The organism is Sphingomonas sp. CFBP 8765 (genome assembly GCF_014841445.1).
Classification (GTDB): Bacteria; Pseudomonadota; Alphaproteobacteria; order Sphingomonadales; family Sphingomonadaceae; genus Sphingomonas; species Sphingomonas aerolata.
In genome coordinates this window covers 80,337-103,261 of sequence record NZ_JACYTY010000007.1, presented here as the reverse complement: position 1 = coordinate 103,261, position 22,925 = coordinate 80,337, and the positions used below count along the sequence as shown (strand labels likewise).

Genomic DNA, 22,925 nt, shown 5'->3' with positions numbered 1-22,925 from the left:
TAGCGGTCTCGCGTGATCGACATCGTGATTTATCGCCCCGATTCTATCCTCAGCCGATCGGCGAACATCTCGCGTCCATCGCAGGGAGTGCGATTTGCGTCTCAACAATAGAACGCTCGATGATCGCAAGCGTCGCCTACAGCTTGAGCCAAAAAAAATGGTCTTTATCGCAGTTCCAGCCGCTTCTCGACGCAAGCCGACACAGTTACCTGCTAACTTCAGCATCGATGGAATGCGTAGCCATGGCGGCGCTTCTCGTTAATATATCTAGGCAGGTCGTGATCGGACCGACGATGCCACAAACAGCCGAGCGAGATTCAATGTCCGGTAAGCCCGGAGGTGGGCTTTGGCGTCGGTACCGGAAGGGCGACCGGCGCCAACTTCTATTTCAGCACATAGCGCGGTATCAAATCGCATGGCTCGTGCGCAAAAGCTGAAGGTTTACAGGACGGCCGCTGGCTTCAATGATGCCTATGTCGCCGCAACGAGCCAGAAGGCTGCCCTCGAGGCCTGGGGCAGCGAGCGCGACCTGTTCGCGCGAGGCATAGCAGAGCTCGTCACAGACCCCGCGCTGACCGCTGAGCCTTTGGCCTCGCCAGGCCTGGTCGTGAAGCATTCTCGCGGCACGACTGCGGAGCAGATCAAGGCCATGCCGGCCCTCGAACTGCGGACAGCGCGGGGAGATGTTTCGGCGCGCCCCGAAACGTCCAAACAGCCGCAAAAACCGAAGTCTGCACCGAAACCGAAGCCGAGCGGCGCGAAGCTCGAGGCGGCGGAAGCTGCGCTGGAAACGGTGACGGCCGATTACGGCGGCAGGATGAAGGGGTTGGCGGACCGGGAGGCCAAGCTGGCCCGCGAGCGACGTGAGCTTGAAGAGCAACACCGCGCAGACGTCGGCGCGGCAGAGGCTGCAGTCGAAGCCGAGCGTCAACGATATGACGCCGCGATGCGACAATGGCGAAAGGGAAAAAGCGACACTTAAGTCGCAGCTGCCTACGGGCATGGTCTATCCCGCTCACAGCGTCCTGTGTCGCGACGCTGCTATTCATGGTTACCGCTTCGCTAACCCTCAATATCCGGAACGATCATCCTTCGACACGGCTTCTAGATCCGTGAGCAACCGAACTGTCGACAGGAATCATCATGAGCACGACCCTCGTATCAGCCGTTTTCGACAATCACGCCGATGCAGAGCGCGCCGTTTCAGAGCTGCGCGCTGCGGGCATTAGCGACAGCGCGATTTCGGTCGTGGCGCAGCACAATGGCAAGAACACGACCACAGACGGCAACGGCGACACGCAGGAGTTTGTCGGCAAGGTCGCAGCCGGCGCTGGTATCGGGACCCTGCTCGGTATCGCGGCGCTCGCAATACCCGGCGTCGGCCCTCTCGTTGCAGCGGGCGCGATCGCGTCGGCAGCGATCCCCGGTGCAGCCGTCGTCGGTGCGGCGCTCGGTGGCGCCGTCGGGGGGCTGGAAAAAGTCATGACGGACCATGGCGTCAGCCGGGTCGATGCCAGCTATTATGAGGGGCGCATCAACGAAGGTGGCGTGTTCGTGTCGGTCGATACCGCCGGGGCAGGGGTCGCTCCCGAGGACGCAGCCGATGTGCTGTATCGCTCCGGCGGTCACACATCGACGCGTGCCAAGGTCGCGTCGGCGTAATCCTCTCTGATTTGCTGGCTCGAAGAGACGGGGCGTTCCTAAGGGGGCGCCCCGTCTCGGCATTGGGTAGCATCGAAGGCAAGTATCGCGGCGCCTGAGCCGAACCTGTGTGCGCATCGCGCCATTTGCCAATGCGACCGGGCTCGCTACAGGCCGCCCCGCAATGGCGTATGTCAGGACCTCATGATGATCAGTACACCCCGCTCGATTGACGACCGCATCGCAGAGGTGGCCACGCACGGGGACGCGGCCTGGTTCAACAATAATCCAGATCGACGCATCCGGATACGCCAAGCGGTTGCAGGGGAGTTCGCCGAAAATATCGGACACCCCCCCGTTGGCATGCAGTGGTTCGTATTGGTCCTTGAGGCGCAGCCCGGCGCTCGTCTCCGTCAGCCCATTGCCTTGTCGATCGGGTTTGACATCAGCGGCATGGACGACGGCGCGCTTTTCAGCCTGTTCAAACAGGCGGCCCCCGTGGAATCACGCGATCTGCTGAGCAAGCTTCGCGCGGCGAAGCTACCAGGGATCGCAAAGCCGGCGAGCTAAAGGGATCCCAGAGCTCGACGATCTTCTCTCGGGCAGAGGCCTTCCCAAAGGGCGCCTGGGGTAGAGCCAGTCCCCCGCGACGTTCACGAGGGCGTTGGTCGGGGAAGGGCATCGAGCGCTGCCGATACCTGCAGGCGCAAATCGTCGTCCCGGGAAATCTCGAGCATCGCGCTGAGGCTGTTGCGGGCGCCGGCAACATCTCCTTCGACCAGCTGAAGTCTGGCTCGCTCCCACCAACCATGGGCGTGCGTGGGCGCCACGATCGTCATGCGGTCGTACAGGACTAGCGCGCGCGCGGGATTGCCGGCCTGCTCGGCACGGGTCGCCTGGTTGAGCAGCAGTCGAACAAGCGCTGATCGGTTCGACAGTGGCGGCATCCCGTCGGAAAGCCGCGTCTGGCCCGTCATCTGCTCCAACAAGGCTTCCACCTGTTCGGGGGCGACGATGCGACCGTCATTGAAGGGATCGATGATCAGCGCATCCGGTGCGTCGCCAAGGCGGACCAGGACGTGGCCGGGGGTATTGAGCGGCGTCGCCGACCATCCAAGGCGTCGGGCCATTGCCACATAGAGGATCGACAGACTGATCGGCAGACCGAGCCGTCGATCGACAACAGCGATCAGGTCCGCGTTCTGGGGATCGTCGTAGTGCGTGCGGTCGCCGGAGAAGCCGAAATCCTCGACCATGACGCTGCGCAGGGCCTGGGCCTGAGCGACGCTGGCTGCTGCGTTGTCGTCAGCAGCGCGCAGGGCCAATTCTATGCCAGTGAGCTCGTCGATATAGTCGTCTAGATCGATACCGGGATGATCGAGCGCTGCGAGTTCCAGGGCGGCCAGATCTAGCTCGATCTCCCCGTCTTCCATAAGCCCGAGATGAAGAATGCTATTGGTCATGCGACGCTAGATGGGGGCTTTTCCGATCGTTCCTATGCCCGACTTGACTGCCGGCATGATCAGCCGAGTGACAACCGGATCGGCGTCGAGGATCAACACGCCGCCACCGATCGGACTGGCGTGAAGGCTGCGCTGAACCGAACGAAACTTACCCCGGAGCCGGCGCGTTGCGGCGGTGCCGGAGCAGTCTGCTTCGCAGCCATTTGCTTAGCGAGGATACTATCATGGGCCTGTTTTCCAAAGACATCGTGACGTTCGACGACCTGTTCCTGCACCAGTTGCAGGACGTGTATTACGCGGAAAACCAGATCACCAAGGCGCTGCCGAAGATGGTGGCCAAGGCAACGGCGCCAGCCCTGAAGCAGGGTTTCGAAACCCATCTGCGTGAGACGGAAGGGCAGATCACGCGCCTCGAGCGGATTTTTGACCTGCTTGGCGAGAAGGCGAAGGCCGTGACCTGCCCGGCGATCGACGGCATCATCAAGGAAGCCAACGAAGTCGCCGGCGAGATCGAGGACAAAGCCGTTCTGGATGCCGCGCTGATCGCGTCGGCACAGGCCGTCGAGCATTACGAGATCACGCGCTATGGCACGCTGATCGCTTGGGCGAACCAGCTCGGCCGCGCCGATATCGCTGCGATCCTGAAAGAAACGCTCGATGAGGAATATGCGACCGACGACAAGTTGACCGCGATGGCAACGTCGAGCGTGAACGTCAAAGCGGAAGCGGTCACCGCATAAGCGTTTCGGTGTCGGGGGGCCCAATGCCCCCCGACCAAATCTAGTTCATGAAAGGCACGTTCGATGGCTGATGATATCGCGTTCACGCTTCCCGAAGCCTTGCGTGCGCAAAAACACATGCGTGATGCGCTGGGCCTGGGTGAGGAACGGTTCCCGGTCCCCGCCTTCATCAACATGGTAAGCGACGAGATCGAGCAGCTGCGCAACGCCGGGAAGACCAATGGCGAAATCGCCGCGCTTGTTGAAGAGTCGAGCGGTCATGCCCTCACCGAAGCGGATATCGCGCGCTATTATACGCCTGCCGAAGACCGGCGTTCCAACGAGCACTGAAACTGCCCCGACCAGCTCGGGAATTGTGCCTCTTGTTGAGGGCAGGGGACACAGATTTGCTGTCCTGAACAAGACCGCCACTTCCAGCGTCGAGCGTCCTACCGGTCCTGATACTGTGATCTACGCGTGGGTGGGCGATCATGAGCAACGGCGATGCGAGCCATCTCAGGGCGATACGCCATAGGCTGCGAACTCGTCGGCGGGTGCGCTTCGCGGTGAACATGCCGCCCTTTAACGTGACACGGCGGCGATATTCGATGCCCGCGACTGTTCTGGCGATATCGTTCTTGCGGCAACAGGACCGTGTCCATCGTGCGCGTATGCTGTGGATAGGGGACGGCGTACGGTGCGTCACCGTCGAGCCCGGCGTCGCGGGTGAAATGAGCACGATAGCCGATCGCCATCCCGTCGGTTGGAAACCAGCCTGAGGTCCAATCCATGCGCGCGTTACCCGTCATCGAAAGGCGTCGCTCGCCCGTCCTCGGATCGAAGCTGCTGGCGGTCGAATCGACATCGACAAAGTCGGATTCGCTCTTCCAATAGTCTCGCAACGCCCGGTCGCGCGCATCGCCGACCAGCCAGTGCTGGTGATCATGGCGAAGATGATCAGGTCGCACCCCTTGCCGGAACTGGTATCCGATGGGAGGCAGGCTCAAGACCTATCCGGGCTATCCGCATGGCATGGCGACGACGCAGGCTGATGTCATCAACGCCGACATCCTCGCGTTCATCTGGAGATAACCGTCGGCGGTAGGCGGGATACGTATCGCGCCTGCCAACCCTCTATCGAAACAGGTCGATGCCGGCGATGGCCATATGCGTCCTGGGGGATGCAAGACCGATGAAGGTCATGCGGACGTAGACGGCGTCAACCTGCGTGTCGAACACGATGCGCTGCGGCGAGAGCGCGTTAGCGATGTTCGAGAACTCGTCGGCAGCCGCCTTGACCCATGTCCTCCCGTCGAGGCTTGTCTCGACAAAGAATCGCTTCGGTGGCGCGGTATCCGTCATCACCGCGCGCGAGGGCGTCAGGATGAAGCCAGCCAAGTGCTGAGGCGTGGTCAATTTGAATGTGACGGTCGGCCGATCCGCAGTCGACGCAACGGGAACCTGCCAGACTGTGTTCGAATCATTGTCGAGCACGGCGCCGGCAGTCTGTCCCGATGCCGAGACGATCGATATCTCGGAGGGCTGCAGCACATCGCGGCTACGCGCGGCGGGCAGCGCGACTGCGATCGGGGCGATCTGGCGGAACAGCGCGACTTCGATGATCGCCGGGCACGCCTGTGCCTCGACGATCCGCAGGCGCAGTCGTCGTGCGACGACGGGCGCGGGCAGGCGGACGACACGCTGTGCAGCGATGCACGTGCCCGATGCGATCTCCGACCATCCCTTGCCGCGATCGATGTCGATCGCAAACCGGTCGACGCGGACACCCAGCGGCAGGAACTCCCGGATCCGGACGAGATCAAAGCTGCGGCCGGGCGGAAGGTCGAGGACAAGGCTCGGCGTATGCACGGCGTCGGGGGTCGACCAATAGCTTTCAGGATCCTGATCGAGCACATTGGCGGCCGCAAAGCCCGGCCTGCGAATGTGATCGGCCGACGCGATCGCGCCAGTCGCACGATTGTCGGCGAACGTCACACGCTGCGCGGTACCGAATGACTGCAGAATGGCGACGTCGGGATCGGCGAGACGGCCGCGCCGGTCGGGTGGCAGATGTAGGATCAGATTGGTGCCGCGTGCGATCGATTCGTCGAACAATTGCAGCATCCGCTTGGGATCCTTGACCTTAGCGTCCTCGTCGGCGTGGTAGAACCAGCCCGGGCGGATCGAGGTGTTGGTTTCGGCGGGCCACCATAAGGGGCCGTTGCGAAGACCGGCGTTGCCGTCCGCTTGGCTCGGCTTACGGTTGGCCATAGTCGGCCAGCACGGATCGCCGGCGACACCATCCTCGTTGCCGACCCACCGCACGTCGGACCCCAGCGGTTCGAAGGTGCAGGCCATGGGCTGATGCTGATGCACCAAGGCGAAGATCGACGGCCAGTTATAATAGGTCTCGGAGTCGATCTTCCGTGTCTCGCGGGCGCCGCCATAATAGCCGTCGCCGCCGTTGGCGCCGTCGAACCAGAATTCAAACAGCTGGCCGTAGCGTGTACAAAGTTCGACAATCTGTTTGCGGTAATAGTCGAGATAGCCAGGGCGGCCATATTCGGCGTGATTGCGGTCCCAGGGTGACAGATAAAGGCCGAAGTCTAGGCCGGCGCGCCTGGCCGCTTGCTCGAATTCGCGGACCACATCGCCCTTGCCATCACGAAACGGGCTGTTCCTGACGCAATGCTCGGTCAGCATCGTCGGCCACAGACAGAATCCGTCATGATGCTTGGCGGTCAGGACGATCCCGCGCAGACCGCCGGCCTTGGCCGCTCCGACGATCTGATCCGCCGAGAAGTCGGTTGGTGCGAACAATTTGGGGTCTTCGTCGCCATAGCCCCATTCGCGATCGGTGAAGGTGTTGATCGAAAAATGGACAAAGGCATATTGCTCGCGCGCGTGCCAGGCGAGCTGGCGCGGGGAGGGGGTTGCTCCCCAGGACGCGGGTGAAGTTCCGGGCGATGGCTTGCGCGCCCAGCCGCTCGAGGACGCTGTCGATGCCAGGCCGGAGGCGAGCCCCGAGGCAAGCATAGCGCGGCGGGTGATGATCGACATGGGGACTCCTGGAACGTTTCGGGTCATGTGGCATCGCTCTCGCGTGGCGTGCTGCTGGCGGCGCCCGGAGCGGTTCTGCGTGACGCAACGTCGTAGCGTCGGCCCTTCACAGTCTCGAACGTGATAGACTGTGCATCCTGCTCGAACCGGACGATCGCCCCCCGCTGAACAACCTTGAGCGGTTCGAACCCTGACGGCAATCGGACCGAAAGGCGCGTGTCGCCGGCAATTACCGTCGCGTCGACATGGCCATCGCTCCACGCGATCGCAACCTCGTGACCGCCCCGCGCGCGGAGCCCGACGACGCGACCGCTGGTCCATTGCGGGGGGACCGCAGGCAGCAGCGCGATCTCGGTTTCGCGGCTCTGTAGCAGCATCTCCGTGATCGCCGCAGTGATGCCCAGATTGCCATCGATCTGGAATACGGGCCGTGGCTTTGCCGGATGCGTGTCGAGCAGGTTCGCTGCGACGCTGTTGGCGATGAACGCGGAAAGCGATCGCCCGGCCTGCGCGCCGTCACCCAGCCGGGCCCAGACCGCGGTCGCCCAGGCACGGCTCCAGCCCGTGCTGGCACCGCCATGCGCCTCGCGGCGCGCGATCGACGCGCGTGCAGCCCGGGCGAGCGCGGGCGTCCGGACGGGGTCTATCGCATCGCCGGGATAGAGCGGATAGAGATGCGAGATGTGTCGGTGGCCCGGGTCCTGCTCGGCGAAGTCGGTCGCCCATTCCTGAAGTTGGCCATATTGGCCGGTGCGATAGGGCTCGAGTTGCTTCAGCAACCCGGCGAGCCGCGCCGTGAGCCCGTCGACATCGCCAATGACCGCCATGGCCGCGATGCAATTCTTGAACAGTTCGCGGATCAGCGCGAGGTCCATCGTACAGCCTGCCGATATCGCGGCGGACTTGCCGGTCGCGATCAGAAACAGGTTCTCAGGCGAGATCGACGGGGCAGTCGTGAGATGGCCGCTTCGTGGATCGCGAACCAACCAGGCTGCACAGAATTTGGCGCAGCCTCGCATCAATGCAAAGCCGCGCGTCTTGAGGAAGTCGCGATCGCCGCTGAAGCGGTAATGATCCCAGACGTGCTGTACCAGCCATGGGCCCGCCATCGGCCAGTTTGCCCAATTGGGATCGCCGACGCCCGCGCCGACGGGGTCGCTCATTGCCCACACATCGCTGTTATGATGCACACACCAGCCCGGCATTCCGTAGAATTGCCGCGCGGTGCGGGCGCCGGTGACCGCGAGTCGTTCGATATGATCGATCAGCGGAAGATGGCAGTCTGCGAGATTGCAGCTCTCGGCGAGCCAATAGTTCATCTGCAGATTGATGTTGGTGGTGTAGTTCGAGCTCCAGGGCGGGCGCACCGCGGCATTCCATACACCCTGGAGATTGGCGGGCATCGTATCGGCACGGGAACTGGCGATGAGGAGATAGCGGCCGAGCTGGAACAGGCGTTCGGCACGCGGTGTATCCCCGTCCCCGATCGTGCCGTTGAGTTCGAGTGAGGCGCGGCGGTAGAGCGCCTGATGATCGCTGACGTGACGCTTTACTAGTGTCGTATAGTCATGACGTCTGGCAGCCGCGAGGTCGCGTTCGGCCGAAGCGCGGACCGCGGCGACGGGGGTGTCGGGCGCGAGGTCGAAGCGGCGAAACCCTGTGGCGGCGGCGATGCGGACGATCGCGGTTGTGGCGCCGCAGATGTGCAGCGCGCCCTCCGACGCGGTGATTGCGCCGCCATCGGTTTCGACCGACAGGATCGTCGCGAACGCCATGCCCCGACCAGGGCTATCCGAATATCGAATGGGGTCGGGGACATCGCGGTAATCGGGCTCGCTCTGCGTGGGTGCCTTGCCGAGCAGGGTGATCTGGTTGCTGCCTGATTGTGCGGTAGCCGTCGCCGTCGCGCGCAGCTTGCTCGTCAGCATGAGGCGGCAATTGATCATGCCGCGTCGATCCGCGGTAAGGCGCAGCACGATCACGCCATCGGGGTGCGAGGCGAACAGGTCGCGGCCGAAGCCTGTCCCGCCAGAGCTATACGTGACGGATGCAACCGCGCGATCGAGGTTGAGCGTCCGGCGATAGTCCTGCGGGGCTTCGCGATGGTCCATCTCGAGGTGGAGATCCGCCATCGGTGCATAGCTCGCACTGAACGGCCCCTGGAGAGCATGGCTCAGTTGGTCGGCACTGATCGGATCATCGGCGAACACGGCGCGGCGCACCGCAGCGAGCGCAGCCCGGTTTCGAGGATCGGCATGGTCTCTATCGCCGCCCGCATGCCCGGGGCTGACGTCGGGCTGGCCGCTCCACAATGTATCGTGATTGAGCGATAGCATGTCGCGCACAACCCCGCCGCCCATCATCGCGGCGAGCCGGCCGTTACCCACGGGGTGCCCGAGCAGCCACTCGCTCGCGGGCTCGGTCGCCGCAATCCGGTGGCGCTCGTCCGCGCCGGGGGCGCTGGCTTCGACGGCGCCCAGGCCCGTGAAGAGCCCGGCGAACATGGAACCGGTCCCTGCTGCCATCACGCGGCGACGTGACACGCTGGCGAATGCGTCGGCGACGCCCGGTGGTTGACCCGTCATGCTTTCCCTTCCCGCATGGCGACGCGTCCGGTGGCGCCGCCATGCCTGGCTACGGCCCTAGAAATCCAGGGTCGCCCCGATGTTGATAGACCGGCCGAGCGCATCATAGACCGAAGGCGAGGTGTTGACGCGCTCCGCCGCCTCGAGCGGGGGGCTGGGACGAACTGGCGCCGCCCGGTTGAGCACGTTGTTGACGACCAGTCTCAGCGTCAGCGCCCGCGATACGGTGACGCTCCCGCTCAGGTCGAACACGTCATAGGCGGGCAGATACTTATATGCGTCCGGCACGCTCGGATCGTCCTCGCCGAAGATCGGATTTCCATCAAGGCGCGAGTTCTTCAGCCCCGAATTATGCCTCCAGTTGACCGAGACCAGCGCCTGAGTCTGCGCAGCTTCGGGCGAGCTGAGCGTAAACCGGAAATTGTGCTGATACCGGCGATAGCCCTGCCCGGCATAGGGCCCGAACAGCCCGACCACGTTGAAGTCGGTGTCGGGGAGGCCGAGATCACCGCCCTTGGCGGTCTGCAGCGTCGCGACATAGCTGGTGGAGAACCGCGCCCAGTTGCCCATCCGCGTGTCGTAATTGGCAGAGAAGTTGAACCCGCGGGCATTCGTTCGGCCAAGGTTGCTGTATCCCTGGTTGATGTAGCCCGTTGCTGCTCCGGCGTTGCTGAACAGCGTCCCGTCAGCGTTGCGCTTGAGCTGTCCGCAGAAGAAATCATAGCCGGTGTTCGCGCAGGTCTGCAGGAAGTCGATCGCGCGGTAATAGCCGATGCCGTTCTGGATCTCGATGCTGTAATAATCGGCGGTCGCGGAAAAACCGCGCAACATGCGGGGCGTCAGGACGAGGCCGTAGGTGTAGGTGTGGGCGACTTCGGGCGTCACCAGACCTTCGGAACCGTTGCGGACAGTGCACAGGAAGTCCGGACATTGCTGGATCGCGCCATATTGGGCGGCGGTCACGCCGGTGCTCGCGCAGACCTCGCGGCTCGCAACGGGGCTCGTCCCTGCGCACGGATCGCCCAGCGTGTTCGTGTCGAGCACGCCGTAACTGGCGTTGGCGTTCGACGAGAGTTCGTAGATGCTCGGTGCGCGGGTTGCCTTGTTGTAGCTCGCCCGGAAGAGCAGATCCTCGATCGGCCGCCAGCTGCCGTCGATCTTGTACGTCGACCGCACCCGTTCGACCCCGGAATATTTCGATCCACGGATCGCGGCGCCGATACTCAGGTCGCGGATCAGGGGGCGATCGCTGACCAGCGGCACGTTGACCTCACCGTAGAGGTCGACCGCGTTGTTGGACAATGTCGAGGGCGTCGACCCGAACGCAGCCTGATAGGCGGCGTCGGGGCGGGAACGATAGCCGCTCGACCGATATTCCCCGCCAACCGCGATGTTGATGCCTTTGGTCGAAAACGGGCTTCTGATGCCATATTCGCCGAGGTCGCCGGTGACGTTGGCATTTCCCACCCATTGTTCATACCGCTCGCGGAACACGCCGCCGCCCTGCGCGAACGACAGATAGTCGACGGCCGCGGCGCTGGGCCCGTTGGTCGAGAAAATGTCGAGCGGGACGCAGCTCGGGTCGGATCCGCTGACCACTGCGGCGCAGGTCGGCGTGCCGTTGACGTCGACCACCTGCAGTGCGGTGGCGACCTTGGCGGGGTCGATGCGGCCGAGTTGTTGCTGGCGGTAGAGCGTGGTCGAATAGACGCCGCCTACGTCGTAATGCCATGCGCTGCCCAGATCGCCGCGAAACCCCGCCACCGCGCGATAGATCTCGTTGGAAGACAGCGTCGACTGCGCGTCAGTAAAACGGTAGCGGACATCGGTGCGGACGTTCGTCGCCGTCCCCGCGGCAGTACCGCACAACGCGCCTGCCTGCTGCTGCGATAGAAGCGGGTTGTCGCAGTTGATGTCATAGGGGATCGAGCCGGGCTGGATCGTGGCCGGATCCGACTGGCTCCGCGACTCGGACCTTAGATAGAGCCCGTTTGCGTAGAGCTGCAGCGCGGGGGAAACCTCGTAGTTGAGGAAGACGGCGCCGTTGTATCGCTTGTTCTCGCGCTGGAAATAGAAGCTGTCGTTGTAGTTGTAGCCGTTGGCCCCCGTGAACGGGACGAACTCGCGATCGCCACCCGCCGCGTTCGTGAGGACGGAGCCATTCTGCGCCGGCCCGGACAGCGCCTGGAAATAGCCAGCCGGCGTTGCCGAGGATGGTGAGGCGCAGACGACCGACTGCCCCGACAAGGTGATCGGGCAGACGGAAAACGACCGCGACGACGCAAGGACAGGCTCGACCTGGCTATAGGCCCCGAACAGCGAGATGTTGCCGCGACCGCCGGCGAAATTTTTGCCCATGCTGATATTGGCGTCGAACCGGCCGCCATCATTAGCCATGCCGCTGGGCACGGCGAAGCCTGCGTCACGCGCGGCCTGCGCCGCGATGTTGTCGCGGTTGTCGGCGTTGTAGAAGCCGTAATTGACGTTCGCGTTGACGCCCTCGAAATCCTTGCGGAGGATGAAGTTCACCACGCCGCCGATAGCGTCCGAGCCATAGACGGCAGAGGCGCCGCCGGTCAGCAGATCGACGCGCTCGATCAATCCGACCGGTACGACGGACGCATCGATGCCCTCGGTGACACCGATCCGCTGACCGTCGATCAGGGTTAGCGTCCGGTTGGTCCCGAGCCCGTGGAAATCGAACTGCTGGCGCCCGTTGCCGTTCGATAAATTGGTGTCGTTGTTCTTGATTGCCGGAACGCGGTTCAGCACCTCCTGGACACTGAAGGCTGCCTGCAGCTTGATGTCCGCCTGGCTGACGCTGGTCACCGGTGCGGTTTCGACGAGGTTTTTCGACCGGATGCGCGAGCCCGTCACGACGATGTCGCCACCAGGCGGCGTCGGACCCGTCGTGTCGTCCTGTTCCGTGTCGGGCTGGTTCGCCGGGCGTTGCGGCAAAACCTGTGACTGAGACCCCGTCATCGCCACGCGCGTCAGCGCGGCGGGGCGTGCGATCACATAGACGCCCTGTCCCGTTCGCGACGTGACGAGACCACTGCCTTGCAAGAGCCGGTCGATCGCCACGTCCGGCGTCATCGATCCGCTGATCGTCGGGGATACGCGGTCGGCGAGGAGGGTTTCGTCGAACACCATCTGCACGTGCATCTGGCGGCCGAGCAACCGCAGCGCCGGGCCGAGTGGCTGGGCCTTGATGTCGACGCGAACCACCCGCTGCGCCTGTGCCGGAGAGACCGCCATGACCGTCGCGATTGCCACGCAGCTTACGCCGAGAATTCGTCGGTCCCTTAACATCATCGATCGCCCCTCTTCCTCTGTTATACTTTTGTGACGTGCGAGGGTGTCGAACACTCACTTCATTACGAAAATTATCTTATAATTTCGTTTTATCTTGGTTTCAGCGACTGCGGCTCAAGCGGATCGTCTCGCCGTTAACAGCGGCATCAACCGGGAAGGTTGTGGCAATTGCCTCGGCAAAGGCATCGACGTCGCCATTGTTGAAGACCCCGCTGACGCGAATGTCCGCGGCACCCGGATCAACGATGATCCGGCGGCGCTGGGCATAGCGGTTCATGCGTTCGGCGGCGGCGACGAGTGTCTCCGACGTAAAACTCACCTGCTCCGCGCCCCAGCCGTCGTTTCCGATCGATGAGCTCACGGATCCGACGAACCCCGATACCGGCAGGCCGATCTCATGCCCCGGGGTCAGCGCGCGCTCTGCGGTCAGCCGGTGCCCACCCAGCCGGACGACCTCGTTCATCTGCCCTTGGGGGGTATCACGCAACACCGCGACCCGACCCTCGAACAGCGCGACCCGGACTTCGCGGCTGAGCCTTTCAACCGAAAACTCGGTCCCGGTCGCGATCACCACGTTTCGCCCGCTGCGTACGGCGAACGGGCGCAGCGGATCCTTTGCGACCTTGAAGCGCGCGCGGCCCTTCTCAAGGACGATGTCGCGGCGTTGCGGGCTGAAAGCGACCGTGACCATGCTGTCGGCGTCGAGCGACAGACGCGAGCCATCGGCCAGCGCGATGACGCGCCGTTCGCCAATCGCGGTGCGATATTCGTCGCGGCCGCCGTGGCGCCACGCCAGCGAGCCCAGCGACAGCGCAAGCAGCAGCACAGCCGCGATCGCCCAAGCCACAGGTCGGGACACCATCGGCGTCCGGAGCCAGCGACGCTGCCCCGCGCGATGTACGGCACCGAGCGCTTCGCGGCGTAGCGCGAGCATCTCGGGAGCGTCGGCATTTTCCTCAACCGCGTCCCAGGCGGCAAGCGCTGCGCCCAGATGCTCGCCTCGGCGGGGGTCATCGGCCAACCACGCGTGCAGGTCGGTGCGCTCCTTCGGGGACAAGGGCCCGTCGGACAACCGCAGGCACCAGTCGATGACGGTGTCCGCATCGGATTGCGGCGCGGTCATTACGAGTCTCCCATGGCGGCAAGCAGCGCACGCATTGCATTGGCGATATGCTTCTCGACCGCGCTCACGGAAATGCCGAACGCATCGGCGATCGCCTTACGCTGCATGCCCTCCAACCGGTAGAGAATGAAAATTTGGCGAGTCCGGTCAGGCAGGCCGCCCAGCGTGCGCGCGACGCACCCGACGCTCTGCCGCGCGGACAGCAACCGCTCGGCGTCGATCGGATCGACGCCAAGGTCAGCATCGGTCGCTCGTGATTGCTGATATCGGTACCTGGTCGCATCACGTCGATATTGATCGCGCAACAGGTTGGCGGCTGCTTGGAAAATATAGCCTTCGGGATTGTCGGTGGCCGGCCCCCTCATCGTCGCCATGCGGATGAAAAGATCCTGGATCAGATCTTCCGCCTGCACGGGATCACTGAGACGACGGACGAAGAACGCCATGAGCGCCGGCCGCATGCGTTCCATGACCGCCGAAAGATCGCGTCCGGGCATCGCGCCGGCCGGAGGCCTATGCTTCATCATGCTAGATAGACGGGCAGGCGCGCAATGTGCACAGTTTAAACGAGCGCTTTGGTCGGTGGGGTTCGTCAGGCAAATCCACGATCAGGAGCGCGTACCGCGGGCGGGGTGGGTAGATACATATTGCCAGCTCGGCGAGAACGGCCGAACGCAACGTCCTGGCGCGAGAGCTCGAACGCGGACTGAGAGCCCTGCGGCGCATGCGACGACGAGGATGGCGATGAAGCAGAGGATGATCCCGGTTCCCCGTCTGACGACTTTCGTTGCAGTGCCGCTTGCGTTGCTGCCGTGCGCCTGCGCGGGTGGGCCGAGCACCGCGTCGATCGCCGCGCAACCGGCCTTTGTCGCCGAACGGTTCTTCGCCGGGCGGCTGGACGGCACGGGCGTGCTCAAGATCGCATTTCGGGCGCCGGTCCGGACGCATGTCGCGAGCGTCGGTCGCGTCGCTCCCGACGGCACTTTGATCCTGGATCAGCATATCGAGCAGCAGGGCAAGCCGCCGCGCGATCGGCAATGGCGGATCGTTCCGCTCGGGCACGGGCGCTACACGGGCACGCTGACTGACGCGTCCGGACCGGTGACGGGCGAGGCGGTCGGCAATCGCCTGCATCTGGCCTTTCGTATGCGCGGGGGCATGATGGTCGATCAGTGGCTGACGCTGTCGCCCGATGCCCGGGTCGCGCAGAATCGGCTGATCGTCCGCAAGCTCGGCATGACGGTGGCGACACTCGGCGAAACCATCAGGATACTGCCATGAGCGCGCATAGCGAACGTCATCTTGTATCGCGGAGCGGCTGGCTTCGTGCCGCGGTGCTCGGCGCAAATGACGGGATGGTGTCGACCGCGAGCCTAATCGCGGGCGTTGCCGCATCGGGCGCAACGACCGGCGCCGTGTTCGTAGCCGGCGCGGCGGCGATGGTCGCGGGGGCGATGTCGATGGCCGCGGGCGAATATGTGTCGGTCAGTTCGCAGGCTGACAGCGAGGCTGCCGATCTGGCGCGCGAGCATGGCGAACTCGCCAGCGACTGGGCGCATGAGCATTACGAGCTCGCGCAGATCTACGTGGCGCGCGGTCTCGATGCGACGATCGCGAGCGAGGCCGCGCGGCAATTGATGGCGCATGATGCGCTCGGCGCGCATGCCCGTGACGAACTTGGCATCTCCGAAATCGTCATGGCCCGCCCGCTCCAGGCGGCATTCGCGTCCGCTGTCAGCTTCGTCGTCGGCGCGATACCGCCGCTGCTGGTGGCCATCCTGACGCCTGCGCCACACCGGCTGCTAGCGGTGACGGCAGCGACTCTGGTCTTCCTCGCGCTGCTGGGCATCGTCGGGGCGCGAACAGGCGGCGCAAGCCCGTGGCGCCCGGCGCTTCGCGTCCTGTTCTGGGGTGCGGCGGCGATGGCCGCGACGGCCGCGATCGGGCATCTCGTGGGTCGCGCGGTTTGATACCTGGCCCCAATCCGGGTGCGGATTTCCGCGGCTCGCGTGAAAGTGCGCGCGGCGGCTTCGACGAAAGGGCGCCAATAGCGGCGTTTTTGATCGTGGGTGCGACTGGTAACCGCCTCCTATCGGCGTATACGACCGGATCGTAGACGGAAGGGCCGGCGATCGGCCCGCAAGGAAAGATGCTGCTGCACCCTTATGGATTCTGCTGATCAGACCCTGGAACAGCTTGGCTGGGACGCACATTTCGAGAGCCAGATCTCGGCCGCCGAAGCCGCCTATTGTCATCCCGCCAGGGTCATGGCCGTCCACCGCGGCCAGATCGCCGTGACAGGGGCGGGCTGGGCCGGCGACCTGTCGCCCTATATCGCCGGTGCCACGCCGTCGGACGATCACCCGACCGTGGGCGACTGGCTGCTGACCAGCGCGGACAGGGCGCAGGCGCTGCGTGTGCTCGGTCGAAAGAACCTGTTCAAGCGCCGTGCGCCGGGTGATCCGCGCGGTGAGCAGATGATCGCCGCGAATGTCGACACGGTCTTCCTCGTCGCGTCGTGCAACCAGGATTTCAGCGTCGCGCGGCTGGAGCGCTATCTGGTGCTGGCACGCGAGGTCGGGGTCGATGCGGTCGTGATCCTCACCAAGATCGACCTGACGGACACGCCGGAGACCTATGTGGACGCGGTTCGCGCGATCGAGCCCGGGCTGATCGTCGAGACCGTCGACGGCCGCGAACCTGACGCTGTGGCGCGGCTCGCCGCCTGGTGCGGTATCGGCAAGACCGTCGCCTTTCTGGGGTCGTCGGGCGTCGGCAAGTCCACGCTCGTCAATACGTTGCGCGGATCCGCCAGTATCGCCACCCAGGCGATCCGCGAACATGACGGGACGGGGCGGCATACGACGACGGTGCGCCAGATGCACCGGCTCGACCAGGGCGGTTGGCTGCTCGACCTGCCGGGCATGCGCGAACTGCAATTGTCCGACGCGGCCGCGGGCATCGCGGAAGTGTTCGACGACTTTACCCTCGCCGCGCAGGACTGCCGGTTCTCGAACTGCGCGCATGGCGGAGAGCCGGGCTGTGCGGTGCGCGCGGGGATCGACGCGGGCACTTTGACGCCCGAACGCTTTGCGCGCTGGCGTGCGCTGGAAGCGGGCGAGGCCGCCGCCACCGCACGCACGTCCCGACGGCGCTCTCGCTAGCGCCGCGTCGGGGGGCTGGAAACCGCGGTCGAGGTCGAGAACGGGCGCGACGACGCACTCTTTCCCCATTGCCGGTTCGGTCGGGCGCTCATCACGAACCGCAAGTCGCCGCCCTGTCGGATCTCGTCATCGCGAAGATAGGTGCGGGTGAGGGGCCGGCCGTTCAGGGTGACGGACTGGACGTAGCGATTGGCGGTCGAGAGGTTTTCCGTGCTGATCACGAACTGCTTGCCGCCGGGCAGCATCAGCGTCGCCTTGGGCAGGAAGGGGCGGCCGATGACATATTCGTTCGCGCCCGGTGCGACCGGGTAGAAGCCTAGCGCGGTGAAGACGAGCCAGGCAGACATCTGCCCGAGATCGTCGTTGCCACTCAATCCTGCCGGCGTGTCGGCATATTGGCTGGCGACGATCTGCCCCAGCCGCTCCTGCGTCCGCCAGGGCGCCCCGGCATAGCTGTAGAGATAGGCGACATGATGGCTCGGCTCGTTGCCGTGAATATACTGGCCGATCAGCCCGGCGATGTCCTCAGCATGGCTGTAGTCGATCTTCGACAGGTCGAAATCGAACATCGCGTCAAGCTTCCGGATTGTCCTCGCGTCGCCGCCCAGCAGGCGGAAGAGCCCCGCCTGATCCTGCGGTACGAACCAGCTATATTGCCACGCATTGCCCTCCGTATAGTCGGAGCCGTAGTTGATTGCGGTCGGATCGAAGGGGGTGCGGAACTGGCCGTCGGTCTTGCGCGCGCGGAGCCAGCCCGACGATGCGTCGAAGCTGTTGCGCCAGTTGCCCGCCCGCTTCTCGAAGCGCGCGGCGATGTCCGACCGGCCAAGTTTCCGCGCCATCCGCGCGATGGTCCAGTCGTCATAGGCATATTCGACGGTCTTGGAGGCGGCTTCGGGTTCCTTGTCGATCGGCACATAGCCCCGCGCGATATACTCGCCGAGACCGCCATAGCTGGCATGGTCGGCGCTCGCGACCATCGCGTCCAGCGCCGCATTGGCATCGAAGCCGCCAATCCCCTTCATATAGGCATCGGCGATGACGGGTACGGCGTGATAGCCGATCATCGTCCACGTCTCGCGCCCGGCGAACTGCCAGACCGGGAGGATGCCGTCGGGGCTGTGCGTCTGGCTGGCAAGCAGCGAGCGGACGATGTCGGTGTTGGTCTTTTCCGGCTGGATCAGCGTAAGCAGCGGGTGTTCCGCGCGGAACGTGTCCCAGAGCGAGAAGGTCGACCGGACCGTGAAATCGGTCGCCTGGTGGATCTGGTCGTCGGGCCCGCGATAGCGGCCGTCGCGGTCGCTCCAGATGCTCGGCGCGAGCAGGCTGTGGTAAAGCGCGGTGGCGAAGATGCGGCGCATCGGTGCCTCGGCCTCGAACGTGACGGCGCCGAGCGCGGTGTCCCAGGCGGCCTGTGTCTGCGTATGGATATCGTCGAAGCCGCCCGCTTCACCGTCGAGATTGGCGAGCGCGCCGGCTTCGTCGACGCCTGAGATCCCGACCTTCACCTCGAGCGGTTTCGTCAGGACGCCGAAATCGAGACGCGCCTCGAGCGCCTGACCGAGCTTTTCGGCGAGCGCATCGCTGTCGCGGCCCGGCCCCTGGAACCCCTTATAGGGAATGGCGGTCTCGCGGTTGACGAGTGCGTGGCCGGTCAGGGGGGCGGAGAAGCGCATCGCGAAAAAGAGCTTGCGCCCGGGTGCCCATCCGCGGGTTTCGCGAAAGCCGGTCAGGACACCGTCGTCGCGCAGGTGCAGCCCCGACCACAGGATCTTGCCGGGATAATTGTAGAGCGACGAGCGGAGGTCGAGAACGAGATGCGCGGCCTTGCCCGCGGGAAAGCTGTAGCGGTGCACGCCGACCCGCGAGCCGGCCGTCATTTCGGCGCGGATTCCGCGATCGGCGAGCGTGACAGCGTAATAGCCGGGCTTCGCGGTTTCGGTGGCGTGCGAGAAGCGCGATCGATAGCCGGGGGCGGCGGGCGTGCCCGGGTCCATCGGCACGTCGTCGCCGGCGACCGGCATCACCAGCACGTCGCCGAGATCCGAATGGCCGGCGCCGGAGAAATGGGTGTGGCTGAAGCCGACGATCGTCGGGTCGTCGTAACGATAGCCTGCGGCGTGCGGATAGCAGTCGCGGAGGACGCAGGAGGTGTCGGTGTCGGGCGAGAGCTGGACCATGCCGAACGGGGCGACGGCGCCGGGGAAGGTATGCCCCTCACCACCGGTGCCGATCAGCGGATCGACCGAGTCGCTAGGTCGCGGCGCAGTCTGGGCGGGGGCGGGGCACACGGCGAGCAGGGCGAGCGCTGATCCGGCGAGGCAGAGACGCTTGAGCATTGGCATGGCGGTCACCCGGTCTGGGAGGGGAAGGGGCTCCGGAGTCTGGGGCCGGAGCGGCAAGGCCGGGTGCTGATACCGGCCGAGTTGAAGACGACAGCATTCAGTTTGCGGCGCGATTTGGCAAGACGGCGCGCCGTCGGCGGACCGCCTGGCAGGATTAGTGCCGGTTCGGCCAAGTCCGGGGCCGCGGCGAATGTTGCGAATGTTGAGACCGAAACGGCATAAATCTGCTCCGCATAATCCATTTGACAATTTACTTTTATAATTGGCAAATAGGCAAGCAAAGACGACGTACCGTGATGATCCGATGAACCGGACGTCCCACCCGAATACGGGGGCAGGCACGCGATCAGCAGGGTGACGTGAAGCGGGCAAGGACGTCCCGCACGCCGAAAAGGGGAAGTCTGATGAGCGCAACCAAGACAATATATGCCGTTCCGTCGCACCGCCGCCGCGCGCTGCGGTTTCTGCTCGCGGGCGCAAGCCTGAGCGCGGCACTGGCCGGGACGGCGCACGCGCAGGAGGTGGCGCCGCCATTGCCCGCAGCCGCCGCGACACCGCAGACCGGCGACACCGGAACGCCCGACGCGGTAACGCCCGCATCGACGGCGACCGCGCCCTCGGGCCAGACGGCGGACACCGCGTCGGCCGTTGCGGGTGAGCAGGATATCGTCGTCACCGGCTATCGCCGCTCGATCGAGAAGAGCCTGAACCAGAAGCGCGAAGCCAATGCGTTCGTCGACGTCATCACCGCCGAGGACATCGGCAAGTTCCCCGACAAGAACGTCGCCGACGCGCTGCAGCGCGTGCCGGGCGTCGTCATCACGCGCGACGGCGGCGAAGGCGCGCGCGTCAGCATCCGCGGGCTCCAGTCCGACCTGACGCTGACCTTGCTCAACGGCAACTTCCTGGCCGGCGCGGACAGCGGCGATCCACAGCGGTCGTTCAACTATGTCCTGCTGCCGTCCAGTTTCATCGCCAGCACCGAGGTCTACAAGTCGCCCGAGGCACGGCTGGAAGAAGGCGGTGTCGGCGGCACGATCATCCTCAACACGCGCAAGCCGTTCGACGTCCCGGCCTGGTCAGGCTTCGTCTCGACCGAGGGCACCTATTCGGACACCACCGAAAAGTTCGAGCCGCAGCTCGGCGGCCAGCTGTCGTGGAAGAACGAGGACGAGACGTTCGGCCTGCTGGTCGGCGGCGTGTGGCAGAAGCGGACCAACCGCGAATTGCGCAGCGAGGCGGAAAGCTGGCTGTGGTGGAGCGACCGCGACGCGCAGGGCAATGTCCTGACGCCCGCGACCGACGTCAATGGCAAGCCGTTCGCCAATAACGACGCGATCTCCTATTGGCCGGGGCAGGGCACGACCACGCGCGACGGCACGCATTATTCAGGCTATTGGGCACCGCAGACGGTCAATGCCGAAGTGTTCGACCAAGAACGCGAACGCTATGGCATCCAGGCGACGGCGCAGTTCCGCCCGTTCGACAATGTCACGGTGACGTCCAACTATTTCCGCTTCGGCTACAGCAGCGACTTCACCTCGAATACCGTCAAGATCCCCGAATGGGGCTATAACGACTTCTTCACCGGCGCGACGCTCGACAAGAGCGGGACGATCTTCCAGTCGGCGAATTTTGCGGTGCCGGCGGCGGGGACGGGCTGTCTGCTCCGTGCGACCCCGTGCACGATGGAAACGCCGCAGATCGCGGGCACCTACAGCCGCGAGAAGCAGGTCTCGAACACGTTCGAAACCGAGGTCAAGTACAGCCAGGACCGGTTCGACGCGGTGCTGAAGCTCGGCAAGACCAAGTCGAGCGGCGGCCCGTCCGCTCGGTTCAGCGCCGCCGCGAAGCCACGCGTGACGGTGCCGGGGCAGGAGCAGAACGGCAATCTGGTGAGCAACTGGGACGTTTCGAACGGCATCGGCGATTTCACCTTCTCGCCCGACCTGCAGCAGAACATCCGCAACGGCATCGCGCAGATCGACGTCGGTTCGACCAATTCGAGCTTCACGAACAGCGACCTGGCGCAGCGGTATCTCCAGCTCGACCTGACGCGCCGGTTCGACGGGTTCCTGAAGTCGGTGCAGATCGGCGGCAAATGGCGTGACCTGAGCATCCACCGCGAGACCGGACGCAACGAATGGTATGCGGATGCGGCCAGCGAGCTCCGCTATCAGGATACCGCGGCGGGCGCGGTCGCACTGCCCGAATTCTTCTATGAAAACCCGATCGGCAACGTCAACGGCGGGTTCAACGCCAACGTCATGCCGGGGATCAATTTCGACAAGTATCTGAGCTATCTGAACGCGACCTATGGCGACGCGGTCCGCGTCAACGAGCGCGACTTCGTCTATGATCTGGGCGAGCGCGTCTTCGCCGGTTACGCCCAAGCGAACTTCGGCACCGGCGGTCTGCGCGGCAATATCGGTGTGCGGATGGCCAATACGCGTCAGTCGGGCAACACGTCGGACCGGCTCCAGTATCTGAAAGACTATTGCGTCAACGGGCCGAACGGTTCGTTCGATCCGAACCGGCCACTTGGCGCGGACGGCAATTGCCAGGTCCTGCCGCTGAGCGTCCGCGAGACGATCGTCAACACGCGCGCCGACCAGACCAAGACCTACACGGACTGGCTGCCGAGCTTCAACGTGTCGTACGAGATCACCCCGGACCTGCTCGTCCGCGGTGCGGTCGCCAAGGTCATTTCACGGCCGTCCTTCGCCAATCTCGGGTCCGAACGGTCGCTGACCTATCGCTCGCCCGAATATGCGTTCGACCGCGGCCAGTTCGGCGAGTTCGAGGGCTGGTCGGGCAGAGGCGGCAATTCGGAACTCAACCCGTTCTCGGCATGGCAGTATGACGCCGGCATCGAATGGTATTTCCATCGCGGCTCGGTGCTTGGCGCGACGCTGTTCCGCAAGGACGTGTCCGATTTCGTCGTGCCGCTGGTGCTGAACGTCACGCGCGAGGTGGCGGGGGAGCAGGTGCTGATCCAGCCCTATTCGACGGTCGCGAACGGATCCAACGCGCGGTCGCAGGGTGTCGAGCTCTATGCGCAGCACACGCTGTCCTTCGGGCTGGGTGCGCAGGTCAACTTCACCTATAACGACACGTCGGTCGCCGACGTGACGCTCGACGGCCAGTCGGTCGGCTCGTCCGCGCTGGTCGGGAGCGCGAAGACGCAGATGAACGCCTCGGTCTTCTACGAGCATGGCAAGGTGCTGGTCCGCGCATCGTACAACCGCCGCGGCGAGGTCGTCGGCGGGCTCCAGTCGGGGCTGAACGTCTATACCAGCCCCTATGAACAGGTCGATCTCAACGCCGCCTACGCGCTGACCGACCGGCTCAACATCACCGCCTCGATCATCAACCTGACCAAGTCGGAAGAGAGCCAGCATCTCGGCAACGATACCAAGGATCGCTTCGTCTATCGGAATTACTTCGGGCGCCGTGCCTATGTCGGCGTGTCGTTCAACTTCTGATGGCGGGGCCAAAACCTTCCTCTCC

At 64.5% G+C, this 22,925-nt stretch carries 17 protein-coding genes; 9 read left to right on the top strand and 8 right to left on the bottom strand.

The annotated features are described in order from the left end of the window. Positions 1-415: 415 nt before the first annotated feature. From IFT87_RS16605 to IFT87_RS16595, 3 genes are all read left to right on the top strand, one after another. Positions 416-982, top strand: coding sequence for a hypothetical protein (locus tag IFT87_RS16605; RefSeq protein WP_192191287.1), 567 nt, complete (start codon positions 416-418; stop codon positions 980-982). Between the two features lie 161 nt (positions 983-1,143). Beyond that, entirely contained in the window at positions 1,144-1,662 is a 519-nt protein-coding gene (locus tag IFT87_RS16600; protein ID WP_052149332.1) for a general stress protein, read from the top strand. A gap of 186 nt (positions 1,663-1,848) precedes the next feature. Continuing rightward, complete coding sequence (locus IFT87_RS16595; protein ID WP_192191286.1) at positions 1,849-2,211, top strand: hypothetical protein; 363 nt, start codon at positions 1,849-1,851, stop codon at positions 2,209-2,211. Positions 2,212-2,294: 83 nt separating this feature from the next. Here IFT87_RS16595 and IFT87_RS16590 read toward each other — a convergent pair whose 3' ends face one another. Further along, on the bottom strand, positions 2,295-3,104 hold the full coding sequence (locus IFT87_RS16590) for a SirB1 family protein (RefSeq protein ID WP_192191285.1): 810 nt from the start codon (positions 3,102-3,104) through the stop codon (positions 2,295-2,297). Positions 3,105-3,328: 224 nt separating this feature from the next. On the opposite strand from IFT87_RS16590, the gene IFT87_RS16585 reads away from it, so the two are divergent. Beyond that, positions 3,329-3,844, top strand: a complete 516-nt coding sequence (locus tag IFT87_RS16585) for a YciE/YciF ferroxidase family protein (protein WP_031393879.1) — start codon at positions 3,329-3,331, stop codon at positions 3,842-3,844. Between the two features lie 63 nt (positions 3,845-3,907). Further along, a complete protein-coding gene (locus IFT87_RS16580) occupies positions 3,908-4,174 on the top strand; it encodes a hypothetical protein (RefSeq protein WP_031439200.1) in 267 nt (88 codons plus the stop codon). Positions 4,175-4,272: 98 nt separating this feature from the next. Here the strand turns inward: IFT87_RS16580 and IFT87_RS16575 are convergent, their stop codons facing one another. The 6 genes from IFT87_RS16575 to IFT87_RS16550 form a co-directional block, all read right to left on the bottom strand. Further along, a complete protein-coding gene (locus IFT87_RS16575; protein WP_192191284.1) occupies positions 4,273-4,830 on the bottom strand; it encodes a hypothetical protein in 558 nt (185 codons plus the stop codon). Positions 4,831-4,957: 127 nt separating this feature from the next. Next, complete coding sequence (locus tag IFT87_RS16570) at positions 4,958-6,883, bottom strand: alpha-L-fucosidase (RefSeq protein WP_192191283.1); 1,926 nt, start codon at positions 6,881-6,883, stop codon at positions 4,958-4,960. Positions 6,884-6,906: 23 nt separating this feature from the next. Beyond that, the gene (locus IFT87_RS16565) at positions 6,907-9,468 is read right to left on the bottom strand and encodes a glycoside hydrolase family 95 protein (RefSeq protein WP_192191282.1); all 2,562 of its coding nucleotides are present in this window, start codon (positions 9,466-9,468) and stop codon (positions 6,907-6,909) included. Between the two features lie 57 nt (positions 9,469-9,525). Continuing rightward, the gene (locus IFT87_RS16560; protein ID WP_031439197.1) at positions 9,526-12,744 is read right to left on the bottom strand and encodes a TonB-dependent receptor; all 3,219 of its coding nucleotides are present in this window, start codon (positions 12,742-12,744) and stop codon (positions 9,526-9,528) included. 139 nt (positions 12,745-12,883) lie between these two features. Next, positions 12,884-13,906, bottom strand: a complete 1,023-nt coding sequence (locus tag IFT87_RS16555; protein WP_042466348.1) for a FecR family protein — start codon at positions 13,904-13,906, stop codon at positions 12,884-12,886. Then, positions 13,906-14,376 carry an RNA polymerase sigma factor gene (locus IFT87_RS16550; protein WP_197975324.1) on the bottom strand — a complete coding sequence of 157 codons (471 nt, stop codon included), beginning with the start codon at positions 14,374-14,376 and terminating at the stop codon, positions 13,906-13,908. The genes IFT87_RS16555 and IFT87_RS16550 overlap by 1 nt, the downstream gene beginning before the upstream one ends. Before the next feature lie 274 nt (positions 14,377-14,650). Between IFT87_RS16550 and IFT87_RS16545 the strand changes: the two genes are divergently transcribed. The 3 genes from IFT87_RS16545 to rsgA all read left to right on the top strand — a co-directional run bounded on the left by IFT87_RS16545 (position 14,651) and on the right by rsgA (position 17,070). Continuing rightward, entirely contained in the window at positions 14,651-15,187 is a 537-nt protein-coding gene (locus IFT87_RS16545; protein ID WP_052149385.1) for a DUF3833 family protein, read from the top strand. Next, positions 15,184-15,876, top strand: a complete 693-nt coding sequence (locus IFT87_RS16540; RefSeq protein WP_192191281.1) for a VIT1/CCC1 transporter family protein — start codon at positions 15,184-15,186, stop codon at positions 15,874-15,876. The genes IFT87_RS16545 and IFT87_RS16540 overlap by 4 nt, the downstream gene beginning before the upstream one ends. Positions 15,877-16,071: 195 nt before the next feature. Beyond that, positions 16,072-17,070, top strand: a complete 999-nt coding sequence (rsgA, locus tag IFT87_RS16535; RefSeq protein WP_037533030.1) for a ribosome small subunit-dependent GTPase A — start codon at positions 16,072-16,074, stop codon at positions 17,068-17,070. Here the strand turns inward: rsgA and IFT87_RS16530 are convergent. Next, positions 17,067-19,415, bottom strand: coding sequence for a GH92 family glycosyl hydrolase (locus IFT87_RS16530; protein WP_249403402.1), 2,349 nt, complete (start codon positions 19,413-19,415; stop codon positions 17,067-17,069). The two genes, rsgA and IFT87_RS16530, sit on opposite strands and share 4 nt — an antisense overlap. 404 nt (positions 19,416-19,819) lie before the next feature. Here IFT87_RS16530 and IFT87_RS16525 point away from each other — a divergent pair, with 404 nt between their 5' ends. After that, the gene (locus tag IFT87_RS16525) at positions 19,820-22,900 is read left to right on the top strand and encodes a TonB-dependent receptor (protein ID WP_192191280.1); all 3,081 of its coding nucleotides are present in this window, start codon (positions 19,820-19,822) and stop codon (positions 22,898-22,900) included. The last annotated feature ends 25 nt before the right edge of the window (positions 22,901-22,925 follow it).

What these genes read in the sequence shown, in the direction of transcription:
- IFT87_RS16585 (WP_031393879.1), top strand. Translation starts at nt 3,329, where the DNA reads ATGGGCCTGTTTTCCAAAGACATCGTGACGTTCGACGACCTGTTCCTG.
- IFT87_RS16590 (WP_192191285.1), bottom strand. Translation starts at nt 3,104, where the DNA reads ATGACCAATAGCATTCTTCATCTCGGGCTTATGGAAGACGGGGAGATC.
- IFT87_RS16600 (WP_052149332.1), top strand. Translation starts at nt 1,144, where the DNA reads ATGAGCACGACCCTCGTATCAGCCGTTTTCGACAATCACGCCGATGCA.
- IFT87_RS16580 (WP_031439200.1), top strand. Translation starts at nt 3,908, where the DNA reads ATGGCTGATGATATCGCGTTCACGCTTCCCGAAGCCTTGCGTGCGCAA.
- IFT87_RS16540 (WP_192191281.1), top strand. Translation starts at nt 15,184, where the DNA reads ATGAGCGCGCATAGCGAACGTCATCTTGTATCGCGGAGCGGCTGGCTT.
- IFT87_RS16555 (WP_042466348.1), bottom strand. Translation starts at nt 13,906, where the DNA reads ATGACCGCGCCGCAATCCGATGCGGACACCGTCATCGACTGGTGCCTG.
- IFT87_RS16605 (WP_192191287.1), top strand. Translation starts at nt 416, where the DNA reads ATGGCTCGTGCGCAAAAGCTGAAGGTTTACAGGACGGCCGCTGGCTTC.
- IFT87_RS16565 (WP_192191282.1), bottom strand. Translation starts at nt 9,468, where the DNA reads ATGACGGGTCAACCACCGGGCGTCGCCGACGCATTCGCCAGCGTGTCA.
- IFT87_RS16570 (WP_192191283.1), bottom strand. Translation starts at nt 6,883, where the DNA reads ATGTCGATCATCACCCGCCGCGCTATGCTTGCCTCGGGGCTCGCCTCC.
- IFT87_RS16530 (WP_249403402.1), bottom strand. Translation starts at nt 19,415, where the DNA reads ATGCCAATGCTCAAGCGTCTCTGCCTCGCCGGATCAGCGCTCGCCCTG.
- IFT87_RS16550 (WP_197975324.1), bottom strand. Translation starts at nt 14,376, where the DNA reads ATGGAACGCATGCGGCCGGCGCTCATGGCGTTCTTCGTCCGTCGTCTC.
- IFT87_RS16525 (WP_192191280.1), top strand. Translation starts at nt 19,820, where the DNA reads ATGAGCGCAACCAAGACAATATATGCCGTTCCGTCGCACCGCCGCCGC.
- IFT87_RS16595 (WP_192191286.1), top strand. Translation starts at nt 1,849, where the DNA reads ATGATCAGTACACCCCGCTCGATTGACGACCGCATCGCAGAGGTGGCC.
- rsgA (WP_037533030.1), top strand. Translation starts at nt 16,072, where the DNA reads ATGGATTCTGCTGATCAGACCCTGGAACAGCTTGGCTGGGACGCACAT.
- IFT87_RS16545 (WP_052149385.1), top strand. Translation starts at nt 14,651, where the DNA reads ATGAAGCAGAGGATGATCCCGGTTCCCCGTCTGACGACTTTCGTTGCA.